The organism is Actinomadura fulvescens (assembly GCF_039533225.1).
Taxonomy (GTDB): Bacteria; Actinomycetota; Actinomycetes; order Streptosporangiales; family Streptosporangiaceae; genus Spirillospora; species Spirillospora fulvescens.
Map to the genome: position 1 here is coordinate 776,907 of NZ_BAAATD010000003.1, position 12,385 is coordinate 789,291.

Below are 12,385 nucleotides of genomic sequence, written 5' to 3' on the forward strand. Positions count from 1 at the left end.
TCCTCTCAGCCGTAGGTGATGCGGTGGCACAGGGCGGGCAGCGCGCCGGAGGCCAGCCGGGACAGCACGTCCGGCAGGTCCTCGAAGGCGCTCTCGCCGGTGATGAGGGCGTCGAACGCGGGGTCGGCGAGCAGGTCGAGCGCCAGTGCCGTCCGGTCGGCGTGGGTCCGCCGTGCCCGCCGCGCCGGGGAGACCGAACCCACCTGGCTCGCGCGCACGGTGAGGCGGCGGGAGTGGAACGCCTCTCCGAGCGGCAGGGAGACCCGCCGGTCGCCGTACCAGCTGAGGTCGACGACCTCCCCTTCGCGGCCGAGCAGTTCCAGCGAACGGGCGAGCCCGGCCTCGGTGGCGCTGGCGTGCAGGACCAGGTCGCACTCCCCCGCCGCCCGCGACGGCGGGGCGAACGCGACACCGAGCCGTTCGGCGACGGCGGCGCGGTCCGGATCGACGTCCACCAGCTGGACCCGCGCGCCGGGGACGCCGGCGAGCAGCCTGGCGACGCAGCAGCCGACCATGCCGGCTCCCACGACGGCGATCCGGTCCCCCACCAGCGGCGCCGCGTCCCACAACGCGTTCACGGCCGTCTCCACGGTCCCGGCCAGCACCGCTCTGCCGGGCGGTACCGCGTCGGGAACGACCGTCACGGCGCTCGCGGGGACGACGAACCGCGTCTGGTGCGGGTAGAGGCTGAAGACGTTCCGGCCGAGGAGCCCGGGCGGCCCGTCCTCGACCACGCCGACGTTTAGGTAGCCGTATTTGACGGGCGCGGGGAAGTGGCCCTCCTGGAAGGGCGCCCGCATCACCTCGTACTGGCTCTCGGGCACCCGGCCCTGGAAGACCAGCGTTTCCGTGCCCCGGCTCACGCCCGAATACAGGGTCCGTACCAGCACCTCGTCCGGGCCGGTCTCGGGGAGGCCGGTGGCCCGGATCTCACCCTTCTCAGGAGACCGCAGCCAGAAGGCGCGTGCGGCGCGTTCCATCGTCACCTTCCGGAGTCAGGGACGCGCGCCGCAGCCAGGCGACGTCGCGTCCGAACGACCACCCGAGCGCCGCCAGCGCCAGCCCGGCCAGAACGGTCACGGCGAGCATCGGAAGCACCCCGGCGCCGGTCACGACCAGCACGATTCCCTGCAGGGCGGCGACCGCCTTGCGGGCGAGGCTCGGCGGCAGTTCCGCGCGCAGCCACGGCATGACCCAGGCGGCCGCGACGAAGGCGTAGCGCATGGCGCCGATCGCGAGCACCCAGGGTCCGGCGACGAAGGCGACGTGGACGCTCAGCACCAGGATGAGGAAGGCGTCGACCTCCATGTCGAACCGCGCGCCGAGGGGCGACACCGTTCCGGTCCGCCGGGCGACCTGCCCGTCGACGCCGTCCAGGACGAGCGCCACGGCGGCCGCCACCACGAGGATGGCGAGCGCCGCGCCCTCCCTGGCTCCGTCGGCCACGAGCGCGGTGACACCGCCGACGAGGACCGCGCGGGCGAACGTGACGCGATCGGCGGGTCCCAGCCGCCGGCGCCCCCATCGCCGCATCGCGGAGGCGAGCAGGACGGGCAGCGCCACGGCGTAGGCGGCCCCTGCCGACCACGCCACCGGGCCCAGGCCGAAGCCCGCCCACAGCACCGCCAGCAGGCCGGCCTGTGCACACGCGCCCGCACACGTTCCCGCGTACGGCCAGGGCTCACGCGGCCGCGCGCGGGCGACCGGCAGCAGGTGGGCCTGACCGCCCCGCTCAGCCACAGGCACCTTCCACGTTGCCGCAGGCCGGGTTCTCGTAGGCCGCGTCGTCGTAGGTCAGGTGCGGCAGGTCGTGGCCGAGCCGGTCGCGCTTGGCGGTGAGGTAGGCGAGGTTGCCCGCGTGCGCGGGCGCGAGGATCGGGACGCGCGCCGCCACCGTGATCCCGTACGACTCCAGGGCGGTCACCTTGTCGGGATTGTTGGACATCAGCCGCACCGAACCGATGCCGAGATGCCGGAGCACCCGGGCCGCGGGGCCGTAGTCGCGCACGTCCACGGGCAGGCCGAGCGCCGTCGCGGAGTCGATCGTGTCGAGCCCCTGCTCGTCCTGGAGGATGTGGGTACGGATCTTCGCGACCAGCCCGATGCCGCGGCCCTCGTGCCCGCGCAGGTAGACCAGCACTCCGGCGCCCTCGCGGACGATCATGTCCAGCGCCGTGTTGAGCTGCTCCCCGCACTCGCAGCGCAGCGCGCCGAAGATGTCCCCCGTCATGCATTCGGAGTGCGTCCGCACCAGGACGCCGTGCCGCGCGCCCGTCTCCGCGAGGGCCGTGTCCCCGAAGACCAGGGCCAGGTGCTCGTGCCGGTCGACCGGGTCCCGGAACGCGATCGCGCGGAACGGGCCGCGCCGTGTCGTCAGGCCCGACTCGGCCACTTCCGTCAGCTGCATGTCTTGGTCACGCATCGTCTCCCCTGTCAGTTCACCGAAGCACCGGCTCAGCCCTTGTACGCACGCCACCCCGCCTGGAGGTTCAGTGCATGGCCGTACTTCCGGGATCTGTTCTCCGGTGAGCCGCTCAGGGGAGGTCAGCGATCGGTCAGCACCTTCAGCACCGGGCGCGCGGCGGCCTCGGCCGAGTCCCCGAGGTCGTCCGGCAGCGCCCCGCTCAGCCACAGTCCGGCGAAACCGTGCACGATCGACCAGGCCGCGATCGCGGCGGCCCGCTCGTCGCCGGACCCGGCGGGGAGCGTGCGGGCGGCGCCGCGCACCAGGATGTCGTGGGCGCGGGACGCCGCGGCCCGCACGTCCGGGTCGTCGTCCCGGTAGAGGTCGGGCCGGAACATCACGTCGAAGTAGGCGCGGTGCTCGGTCGCGAAGCGCACGTAGGCCAGGCCGACTTCGAGGAAGTCCTCTCCCGCGGCGGCCAGCGCGTCGGCGAACAGGGTGAAGCCCTCCGCGGCGACGGCGGTCAGCAGACCGGTCTTGTCACCGAAGTGGTGGGCCGGCGCCGCGTGCGACACGCCCGCGCGCCTGGCGAGCTCGCGCAGGCTCCACGTCGCCGTGCCCGACTCGCCGATCGCCGACACGGCGGCGTCGATGATGACGCGCCGCAGGTTGCCGTGGTGGTAGGTGTCCGGGCTGATCGGTCTCGCCTCCTCGGTACGGGTACCACGAGCCTATCTTGCCATTGACAAGTTCCGGGCGAACCGGGCAATCTTGCCAGTGACAAGATTTGGGAAGCCGCGAAAGGACCCCGCCATGCCGACCATCCCGTGGACCGAGCCCCAGACCCCCGAGCCGGACGCCCAGGCGCTGGTCATGGCCTCCCGCTTCGAGCTGCGCTCGCTGCGCCAGGTGCCGGGCTTCTTCCTCGCCTCGATCGCGGTGTGGCGCCAGGCCCGGCGCACTCCCGGGGCCTGGGGCGTCGCCCTGAAGGCACAGCTCCTGCGCCGCACGTTCTGGACCCTGTCGGCGTGGAGCGACAAGCCGGCGCTGTACGGCTACGCGAACGCCGAGCCGCACAAGTCGACGATGCGCCGGCTGCGCGGGGCGATGCGCGAAAGCACGTTCGTCTACTGGGAGGTCCCGGTCAGCGAGCTGCCGATCGACTGGGCCGAGGCCGAGCGCCGCATCGCGGCGGAACGCGCGGCCAAGGCGTCGTGAGAACGAGTCAGCCGCCTTCGTCGCCAGCCTTGCCGGTGTCCGGCTTGCCAGCGTCAGGCTTGCCACTGTCCGTACGGACGCGGCGTCGATGGCTCGTGTCGCAGAATGGATAGGCACGGCTGCGGCGGCAGGCGCACAGGGCCGTCACGAAGCGGTCGGAACGTTCGACGGTGCCGTCCTCAAGCGTGACCTCGACCGGCCCCTCCACCAGAATCGGGCCGCCGGGCACCACGGTCACCCGTGTGGCGTCAGTTCGAGGCGCGGTCGGCACGGATCACCACCAGTTCCTCGTAACGCTGCCCGGGGCGGATCAGCCCCCGCCGCTCCAGGACGCCGGCCCTCGCCCGCAGGACCGGGCCGAACGGTTCGGTGCTGCGGGCGGTCACCCAGGCGGTCAGCCCGGCGGCACGCAGGGCCTCCAAGGTCGCCGCCTCCCCGCTCAGGGCCGAGTGCACGATCAGCAGCGTGCCTCCCGGCGCGAGATGCGCCGGAGCCTGCGCGCAGATGCGGTCGAGCACGCGCCTGCCGTCGAGACCGGCGTTCCAGGCGCGGGCGCGGCTGTGGAGGGAAGGCATGGGCGCATGTCCCGGCACATACGGCGGGTTGGCGAGGATGAGGTCGAAGGCCTGGCCGCGGACCGGCGCGAACAGATCCCCTCGCATGACGCGCACCCGCAGCCCCCGGACCATCGTGTTGAGCCGGGCCGCCAGGACGGCGCGCGCCGAGACGTCGACCGCCGTCACCCGGCAGTCGCCGCGGCGGGCCGCGGCCACCGAGACGGCGCCCGTCCCGGTGCCGATGTCCAGCACCCGTGCGCCCGCCGCCACGGGCGTACGCCGCAGGGCCGCGCTGAGCAGGTCGGTGTCGCCCTGGGGGCGGTACACGCCTGGTGGTCGCAGCAGCAACATCGTGCTCAATTACCTCCGTGGTCCGTGCCGAAACACCCGTCGCCCTCCAGGGGCCGCCGCAACGAGGAGCGGGCCGGGGCCGATCGCCAGCGGCCGAGCAGGTGCCCGGCGAGCCGGTCTTCCAGGAAGCCGGTGGCCTGGACGCCGAGCACGATGTCGGAGGCGAGCCCGGGCTCGGACTCCAGCAGGCCGCCGATCACGTCCCGGCGCATCACCTGCTCGTGCACGGCGTCCGCCACGACGTGCTCGGTGAAGAACCGGAGCCCCCTCGGCCCGACGTCCAGACGTTCCAGCGCGCGCGCCATCCGCTGGGCGCCGGGCGGGCTGGTGATCTCGACGACCGCGAAGTGGCCGACCATGGCTCCGCGCAGTGCCCGGTGCAGGCCGAACAACGACATCATGTTGACGTTCGCGAGCATGACCGCCGGGGCCGCGTCCAGGTACGCGCCGTAGGCCGGGTCGAGGCCGAGCTCCTCCATCAGGTCGGCGAACAGGCGCGAGTGCATCCGTTCCGCGCGTCCGCCGCCGTACTCGTCGAACTCCACCGCGACAAGAGCGGCCTTGGCACGGCCGCGCAGGCGCGGGATCACCCACGCCTGGGGATCGGCCTCCTTGAGGTGGTAGAGCGAACGGTGCGCGACGTACTCCCGCAGCTGCCACCGCTCGCCGGAGTCCCGCAGATGCCGGCTCACCCCGTCCGCGTCGACCGGCTCGACCAGCAGTTCGTCGATGACGCCCGCGACGTCGTCGCCGCCGGGCACGTGCTCGCGCAGCGACCCCAGGAACTCGCGTTCCATGGACGCGCGCACCGCCAGCAGGGACGGCTCCCACTCCCACCCGGCCGCCACGCCCGCGAAGCCTCGGTAGTGCAGCTCGTAACAGACGTACAGCGCCAGCTGGAGGTCTTCGCCGAGGGGATCGGCTCCGGCCACCGTGGCCGGAGAGGGCGACCCGCTCCCAGCGCTCTGCGGGCTCCGCCTCAGCATGGCGAGCACGGCCTCCGACAGCGGGCCGCGAGGCTCCGGCAGGGGCGGCGCTTCGGCTTCCGGTGTCACGGTCAGAGCGCTGTCCATAACGTTCGCGGTCATCGATCCTCCGTCAGCTAGCGTGCGGCATGTCCACGACCGTCGTGCCGGCGCCGCCGGGCGAATCGGCCGCGCCGCCCGCGACGGACGGTCGCCGATTCCCCGGCGGCGCCGGTCAAACAGCTAGGTCGGATGCGGAGGCCGCTGGCCGGGTGGGACACCGCCCCCCTTGCCCCCGCCCTTGTCGCCCTTGTCGGTGCCGTGGGCGTGCCCCTTCTGGCCGCCCGCCTTCGGGTCGGTGGCCTCGGGCGGAGGTTCCTCCGTCACGGCCGTGCGCTCCGACCGCCGGATCTCGGGTTGCTGAGGATTAGGCATCTGTCTCATCTCCCCTCTATGCCGATTCCCTTCGCGTACCCGGCGATCTAGCCCTTATGCAGGGCAAATGGTGGCTGAAAACACGTTTGACGATCGTGATCGGGGTACGGCGAAAACGGGAATCGGCAGCGAGCAGAGGGGGATGTCATGGGCGGGCCTCCCGGCCAGAGCCAGCGGTACCCGGGCGAGACCGGCGCGATGGAGCCGGAGCCGCGGGACGAGATGCGCGGTTACGAAGGACGCGGGCTGCTTGCGGGCAAGCGCGCCCTGATCACCGGCGGCGACTCCGGGATCGGGCGGGCGGTCTCGGTGGCGTTCGCCAAGGAGGGCGCCGATGTGGCGATCGCCTACCTGGAGGAGGACGCCGACGCCCGGCACACGGCCGGCCTGGTCGAGGCCGAGGGGCGCCGGTGCCTGACGATGGGCGGCGACATGGCCGACGAGGGCCACTGCCGCGACGTCGTCGGCCGCGCGGTCGCCGAACTGGGCGGCCTCGACGTGCTCGTGCTCCACCACGGCACCCAGGACCCGGTCAAGGACGTGCGGGAGATCGACACCGGTCATCTGGAACGCACGTTCCACGTCAACGTGTACAGCCTCTTCTGGACCGTGCAGGCGGCGCTGGACCACCTGCCGGACGACGGTTCGATCGTCATCACCGGCTCGATCAACGGCCTGCGCGGCAACAAGAGCCTCATCGACTACGCGGCGAGCAAGGCCGCGGCCATGACCTTCGCCCAGTCGATGGCCCAGTCCCTGCAGGAGCGCGGCATCCGGGTCAACACCGTGTCGCCGGGGCCGGTCTGGACACCGCTCATCCCGGCCACGTTCGACTCCGAACGGGTGGAGGGCTTCGGCGAGCAGACGCCCATGGGGCGGCCCGGGCAGCCCGACGAGATCGCGCCGTCCTACGTCTTCTTCGCCAGCAACAGGCTGTCGTCGTACTACACCGGCCAGAACCTCGTCCCCGCCGGCGGCGAGATCCACCCCGGGTAGCGGACGCCTCCTGGCCCGTCCGCGGAACGGGTCAGCCGCTGATCTTTCGTACGCCCTCCGGCGGGGCGGTGCCGAGGACCTTCGCGATCGCCTGCGTGCGGTCGGCGACCTCCAGCTTGAGGAAGATGGCGTGGAGGTGGTTCTTCACGGTGGGCTCGGAGATGCGGAGAGCGCGCGCGATGAGCCGGTTGGAGAGGCCCTGGACGAGCAGGTCCAGGACGTCCCGCTCACGGACGGTCAGCTTGCTCACCGAATCCGCGCGCGCCGCCGCCACCGTCTCCTGACCGTGCTCGCCCCCGCCCGGGCGCGGGAACGGCACCGCGGCGTCCGGCCCGATACCGGGACCGACGAGACGCTCCAGGCTCTCGATGACGCTGCTGAGGTTCCGCAGATGGCCGGCGGCCTCCCGGATGAGCGCGCGGGCGGACATCCGGATGATCAGCATCTCGGCGGCCTCCCGGTCTCCGCCGTCCTCGTCCTCGTCGGTACGCGGCAGGAGGTTTTCGCCCACGTTCCACTCCGTGATCATAATGACGCACAATGGCGCGACCCGGGCGCCGGAGGTATTGAGTGTATGTTCCAGCCAAGCCGAAAATAAGCTGCTGACGTGCAAAGATATGGTCGATCGTGGTCCGCTTCTGGCCCCTTCCGCCTAATCCTTTCTTACCGTTCCGCCGTACCCGCCTCGCCGATAGCCTCGAAATGGAATGTCAGAAGGGAAGGGTCATGATCCCGCTCTCGCAGGCGACCGCGCGCCGGTTCTCACTCCGCGGATCCCCCTGCCGGATTCGCCGGGACGCCGCTTCGGCGAGCCCGCGCGCCGGGGTCTCCTGGGTGCTGTGCCGCTAGCCCGCGCCCGGCCCGTTCGCTGATCCGCGGCTCCTCGTTCGCTGATCCGCGGCTCCTCGTCCGCCCCTCTCGTCGGCGCCCGAATTCGATCTAGTATCGGGGCGACCGACCGAGGAGGGCCGCCGTGAGCGGACGCCACACCGTGACCGAGGCGCGCGTGACCCGGCGGCGCGGGCGCGCGGTCAACCTGGGTCTGCTGCTCCCGCTGCTCGTCGTTCTCGGCACGATCGCCGTTGTCGCGATCGGACTGCTCACCGAGGACGAGGACCGCGATCCCCGTCAGGCCGGGCCGACTCAGGCCGGGCCGACCCCGGCCGGGCCCGCCACGCCCGCTCCTTCCACCGCCAAGCCCGCCAAGACGACGGCCAAGGCTCCCGGGACCGGGCTCGCGGGCGCACGGTCGACGTTGCAGGCCTGGCTGCGCGCGCTCGGCAGGGGCGACGCCTCAGCCTGCGACCGCTACGTCACCAAGGCCTTCGCCGAGTCGCGGTTCGGCTCGATGGCCAAGTGCCGGTGGCACGCCAAGAACATCACCAAGTACAACTCCGCCAAGGAGGTGCAGGCGCTGAAGACGGCCGTCGTACGCGGCGGCACGGTCGAGGCGGACGGGAGGGTCTGGGTGGACTTCACCGACCTCGCCTGGACGAGCGGCCACATGACGGCGCGGACCACCGAACGCAAGCACATCCTGCGATGGGACGGCGACTCCTGGGTGCTCGGCTGAGACGGCCGGCGCCGCCCGGATCCGGTCAGCTCAGGGATACCGGGAGCTGATGGTGGACTTGTTGCCGAATGTCGTATTGGTTCGGTTCATGAAGAAGCATGACGCCGGCACCGGCGCCAGCCGCCGTGTGTTCCTTTCCGCCTCCGCCGTCACCGTCACCGCGGTCTCGGCGCCCCTCCTCGCGGACCAGGCGTCCGCGGACACCGGCCACGCGCCCGCACCCGGGCCCGGCCGCCCCCTCACCCCTCAGCGACCCGGCAGGGAACTGCGCGACCTGCTGCGCGAGGTCGACCCGGACCGGATCCGCGCCACCGTCCTGCGGCTGGTCGGCTTCGGCACCAGGCACACCTTGTCCAGCCAGGACGACCCAAAGCGCGGCATCGGCGCGGCGACCGAATGGGTGTACGCGCGGATGCTGGAGTTCGCGACGGCCTCGGGCGGCCGCATGACCGTCGAGAAACAGTCGTTCGTCCAGCCCGTCTCGCCGCGGATCCCGGCGCCGACCACCATCACCAACGTCATCGCCACGCTGCGCGGGGACGTCTCGCCCGAACGGGTGTACGTCGTCACCGGGCACCTGGACTCCCGTGTCACCGACGTCATGAACGCGACCGCCGACGCGCCGGGCGCCGATGACGACGCCTCGGGTGTCGCCGTCGTCATGGAGCTCGCCCGCCTGTTCGCGACCCGCCGCACGCACGGCACCCTGGTGTTCGCCGCGGTCTCGGGCGAGGAACAGGGGCTCTACGGATCGGCGCACATGGCCGCCCGGATGAAGGAGGCCGGCGCGGACGTGCAGGCCATGTTCAGCAACGACATCGTCGGCGCGAGCAGGGCCTGGGACGGCACGCGACCCGACCCGTACACCGTCAGGCTGTTCGTGGAGGGCGTACCGACCACCGAGACCCCGGCCGAGGCGTCGATCCGGCAGTCCATCGGCGGCGAGAACGACGGGCCGTCGCGTCAGCTCGCGCGGTTCGTCCAGAACGTCGCGCAGAACGACCAGACCGGCATGAACGTCCGCGTGGTCTGGCGGCGCGACCGTTACCTGCGCGGCAGCGACCACATCTCGTTCCTCCGGCAGGGATATCCGGCGGCGCGGTTCACCGAGCCGAGGGAGAACTACGACCACGAGCACCAGGACGTCCGCGTCGAGAACGGCGTGCAGTTCGGCGATCTCGTCCAGTTCGTCGACTTCGGCTACATGGCGCGCGTCGCCAGGGTGAACGGCGCGGCCTTGTGGTCGCTGGCGCAGGGACCCGGCACGCCCAAGAACGCGCGGATCGTCTCGGCGCTGCTCACCAACACCACCACGCTCACCTGGGACCGCGGCACCGATCCCGGGCTCGCCGGATACGAGGTGGTCTGGCGGGAGACCACGGCGGCGGACTGGACGCACCGGATCGACGTCGGCGACGTCACCACGGCCACGATCGACCTCGCCAAGGACAACGTCCAGTTCGGCCTGCGCGCCGTCGACCGCCGGGGACTGCGCAGTCCCGTCGCCTTCCCGCGGCTCGCGAGCTGACCGGAGGCGGGGCGTACCTCATTTCATCGCCACGCCTGGATTCGTTCACGCCCACGCCGGCGGGCGGTCGCGCGCGCTCGCGATACATGGGCGGACGTCTGTGAAGGGACCCCCATGCCATCGGCCTTGCTCACCGCGTTCACCGCTGTCACCGTGGCCGTGGTGTCGTCGCCGGCCGTCGCCGCGGGCGCGGACGAGCCCCGGAGCCGGCACGTGGTGCTGGTCGACTGGGACGGCATCGATCCGTCGTACCTGCGCCGCGCCTCGATGCCCAACCTGGACGCGCTGCGGCGGCGGGGCAGCCTGTCCTTCGCGACCGGCACCTACCGCGCGATCTCCAATCCCAACCGCGCCTCGCTGGCCACGGGAGCCTTTCCGTCGACCCACCACAACGCGGCCTACGTCTACGACCGCGCGAGCAACGTCATCACCGGCCAGAACCGCACGATCAACGCGGAGACCATCGCGCAGAGCCTCACCCGCCAGGGCCGCACGATCGCGTCGGCCGGCTGGTACATCGTCGAGAACAAGGGCGCCTACTACGGAGACCCGTCCAGGCTCTACACGCAGGAATCATCGTGCGAGGGCAACTCCGAGAACGCCGCGCGCATCATCCGGCGGCAGCCGGTGCGGTCCGGCCCAGCCGAGGTGACGGTGCCCAAGGTGCCCGACTTCCTCGCGGTCTACTGCTCCGAGGTGGACACGCTCGGCCACGCCGAGGGGCCGCGGTCGCCGGGGATCCCCGCCCTGCTGGCGAGGTTCGACACCTACCTCGGCAGGATCGTCCAGGCGACCCGCGACGCCGGGACGTTCGACGACACCACGTTCGTCGTCACCTCCGACCACGGCATGACCGCGTTCAGCAGGACGATGCACGACCGGCTGCTCGCGCGGCTGGCGGACGCGGGCTTCCGCGCCCAGATCGTCTTTCGGGGGCAGTCGCCCCGGCCGGACACCGAGGTCGTCCTCGCCGAGAACGAGCGGGCCGCCGCCGTCTACCTGCGCGGCTCCGCGACGGGCCGGCGCGGGGAGCTGCACCGCCTGTTCGCCCGCACCCGCCAGATCGCCCGCGTCCACGATCGCGCGGATCTGCAGCGCCTGCGCGCGGCGCCGAGCGAGGGCGACTTCGTCCTCGAAGCACGCCGCCCGTGGTCGTTCGTGCCGCCGGCCGCGATGCCGCCCGCGGGCAAGGAGAAGGGGGCGCACGCCACGCTCGCCGAGACGCGTGTGCCGCTGGTCATCGCGGGCCCCGGCGTACCGCGACGGCCGCCGCTCGCGCCGCGCACGGTCGACGTGATCCCGACGATCAGCGCGCTGCTGGGCGCGCTGCCGCCCGCTCAGGCCGAGGGCCGCGAACTGTGGAGGCGGCCCGCCCACGGCACGAACCTGCCGACCTCCGCGCGGTAGCGCGCGTAGGCGTCACCGTGGACCCGCTCCAGATAGGGCTCCTCCACCATCCGGACCTGCATCTCGATCGCGACGACCACCAGAGCGAGAGCGATCAGCGTGGCCGGGTTGGGCACCATGGCGGTCAGCCCGGCCATGGTGACGATCATCGCGGTGAAGATGGGGTTGCGGGCCAGGGTGAACGCTCCCGAGGTGACCAGCTCGGTGCGCTCCCCTTCGTCCACGCCGATCCGCCATGACGCGCCCATCGACCACTGGGCCGCCACCGTCGCGGCCACACCCGTGACCGCCACGGCCAGTCCCGCCACGCGCACCGCCGGGCGGTCGAGCACCCCGACGGCGTCCAGCCCGGCCAGGGCGGCGACGGGACCGGCGAAGCCGGCGAGCACGGCGACGGCGAACAGCGCCCGCACCCGCCACTGCGCCGTTCCTCGGCCGAGGTTCGCGCCACGGAATCCCGTGTCGCCGGTGCGGCGCCACTGCACCCAGCTCCGCAGTCCGAACGCCAGAAGCGCCCAGACGAGATAGACCACCAGCGCTGACACGGCCACGACGACCTCCAGGACGGAATCGGGATCCGGCGACTAGGCTCACCTCGATTGTGAGCAATTGCTCGACTTGCCGGCTACTCGCTTTCGCGGAGGTCACGGGCGGTGCCCGACAGGCGGCTGCGTCCCAGAAAAGCACCAGGTCAGCAGCGCGCGGTCGAGACGCGTGAGCGGCTGCTGGCGGCGGCTGCTCGCGTTTTCTCCGAGTACGGGTACGCCGCCGGGACCACCAACCGCATCGCCGAGGCGGCGGGGCACTCGATCGGCTCGCTGTACCAGTACTTCCCGACTTCTATGGCTGCAGCGGCATCGTGGTCGGGTTAGCTGCCCGTAGCCTGCCGCAGGATGTCGGGCGGGCTGGCTCGAGTACTTCCTGCCGCCCTCCGAGGGTTGGCTCGCTTTG

16 protein-coding genes are annotated in these 12,385 nt (G+C 72.1%); 6 read left to right on the forward strand and 10 right to left on the reverse strand.

The genetic code is table 11. The features are described from left to right. Positions 1-5 precede the first annotated feature (5 nt). The 4 genes from ABD333_RS15650 to ABD333_RS15665 form a co-directional block, all read right to left on the reverse strand. Positions 6-980 carry a zinc-dependent alcohol dehydrogenase gene (locus ABD333_RS15650; RefSeq protein ID WP_344541529.1) on the reverse strand — a complete coding sequence of 325 codons (975 nt, stop codon included), beginning with the start codon at positions 978-980 and terminating at the stop codon, positions 6-8. Continuing rightward, on the reverse strand, positions 940-1,740 hold the full coding sequence (locus tag ABD333_RS15655) for a CDP-alcohol phosphatidyltransferase family protein (protein ID WP_410558483.1): 801 nt from the start codon (positions 1,738-1,740) through the stop codon (positions 940-942). Before ABD333_RS15655 ends, ABD333_RS15650 begins: the two co-directional genes overlap by 41 nt. Next, a complete protein-coding gene (locus tag ABD333_RS15660) occupies positions 1,733-2,422 on the reverse strand; it encodes a GTP cyclohydrolase II (RefSeq protein ID WP_344541531.1) in 690 nt (229 codons plus the stop codon). Before ABD333_RS15660 ends, ABD333_RS15655 begins: the two co-directional genes overlap by 8 nt. Positions 2,423-2,544: 122 nt before the next feature. Beyond that, entirely contained in the window at positions 2,545-3,102 is a 558-nt protein-coding gene (locus ABD333_RS15665; protein WP_344541584.1) for a TetR/AcrR family transcriptional regulator, read from the reverse strand. Positions 3,103-3,217: 115 nt separating this feature from the next. Between ABD333_RS15665 and ABD333_RS15670 the strand changes: the two genes are divergently transcribed. Continuing rightward, the gene (locus tag ABD333_RS15670) at positions 3,218-3,622 is read left to right on the forward strand and encodes a DUF3291 domain-containing protein (RefSeq protein WP_344541533.1); all 405 of its coding nucleotides are present in this window, start codon (positions 3,218-3,220) and stop codon (positions 3,620-3,622) included. Positions 3,623-3,629: 7 nt separating this feature from the next. Here ABD333_RS15670 and ABD333_RS15675 read toward each other — a convergent pair whose 3' ends face one another. The 4 genes from ABD333_RS15675 to ABD333_RS15690 all read right to left on the reverse strand — a co-directional run bounded on the left by ABD333_RS15675 (position 3,630) and on the right by ABD333_RS15690 (position 5,930). Then, positions 3,630-3,893: a CDGSH iron-sulfur domain-containing protein gene (locus ABD333_RS15675; protein ID WP_410558485.1), complete on the reverse strand. Its 264-nt coding sequence runs from the start codon at positions 3,891-3,893 to the stop codon at positions 3,630-3,632. Then, a complete protein-coding gene (locus ABD333_RS15680) occupies positions 3,871-4,530 on the reverse strand; it encodes a HemK2/MTQ2 family protein methyltransferase (protein WP_344541586.1) in 660 nt (219 codons plus the stop codon). Before ABD333_RS15680 ends, ABD333_RS15675 begins: the two co-directional genes overlap by 23 nt. 5 nt (positions 4,531-4,535) lie before the next feature. Continuing rightward, positions 4,536-5,618, reverse strand: coding sequence for an iron-containing redox enzyme family protein (locus ABD333_RS15685; protein WP_344541537.1), 1,083 nt, complete (start codon positions 5,616-5,618; stop codon positions 4,536-4,538). A 120-nt stretch (positions 5,619-5,738) separates the two neighbouring features. After that, on the reverse strand, positions 5,739-5,930 hold the full coding sequence (locus ABD333_RS15690) for a hypothetical protein (RefSeq protein WP_344541539.1): 192 nt from the start codon (positions 5,928-5,930) through the stop codon (positions 5,739-5,741). Positions 5,931-6,077: 147 nt separating this feature from the next. Here ABD333_RS15690 and ABD333_RS15695 point away from each other — a divergent pair, with 147 nt between their 5' ends. After that, a complete protein-coding gene (locus ABD333_RS15695) occupies positions 6,078-6,926 on the forward strand; it encodes an SDR family oxidoreductase (RefSeq protein WP_344541541.1) in 849 nt (282 codons plus the stop codon). Positions 6,927-6,957: 31 nt separating this feature from the next. On the opposite strand, the gene ABD333_RS15700 is transcribed toward ABD333_RS15695, so the two are convergent. Continuing rightward, the gene (locus tag ABD333_RS15700; protein ID WP_344541543.1) at positions 6,958-7,437 is read right to left on the reverse strand and encodes a helix-turn-helix transcriptional regulator; all 480 of its coding nucleotides are present in this window, start codon (positions 7,435-7,437) and stop codon (positions 6,958-6,960) included. A gap of 462 nt (positions 7,438-7,899) precedes the next feature. Between ABD333_RS15700 and ABD333_RS15705 the strand changes: the two genes are divergently transcribed. From ABD333_RS15705 to ABD333_RS15715, 3 genes are all read left to right on the forward strand, one after another. After that, complete coding sequence (locus tag ABD333_RS15705) at positions 7,900-8,499, forward strand: hypothetical protein (protein WP_344541545.1); 600 nt, start codon at positions 7,900-7,902, stop codon at positions 8,497-8,499. 88 nt (positions 8,500-8,587) lie between these two features. Continuing rightward, positions 8,588-10,027, forward strand: coding sequence for a M20/M25/M40 family metallo-hydrolase (locus tag ABD333_RS15710; protein WP_344541547.1), 1,440 nt, complete (start codon positions 8,588-8,590; stop codon positions 10,025-10,027). 114 nt (positions 10,028-10,141) lie between these two features. Then, complete coding sequence (locus ABD333_RS15715; protein WP_344541548.1) at positions 10,142-11,434, forward strand: alkaline phosphatase family protein; 1,293 nt, start codon at positions 10,142-10,144, stop codon at positions 11,432-11,434. Here ABD333_RS15715 and ABD333_RS15720 read toward each other — a convergent pair. Beyond that, positions 11,365-11,985, reverse strand: coding sequence for a methyltransferase family protein (locus ABD333_RS15720; protein ID WP_344541550.1), 621 nt, complete (start codon positions 11,983-11,985; stop codon positions 11,365-11,367). The two genes, ABD333_RS15715 and ABD333_RS15720, sit on opposite strands and share 70 nt — an antisense overlap. A gap of 102 nt (positions 11,986-12,087) precedes the next feature. Here ABD333_RS15720 and ABD333_RS15725 point away from each other — a divergent pair, with 102 nt between their 5' ends. Continuing rightward, complete coding sequence (locus ABD333_RS15725) at positions 12,088-12,306, forward strand: TetR family transcriptional regulator (protein ID WP_344541552.1); 219 nt, start codon at positions 12,088-12,090, stop codon at positions 12,304-12,306. Positions 12,307-12,385: the final 79 nt, after the last annotated feature.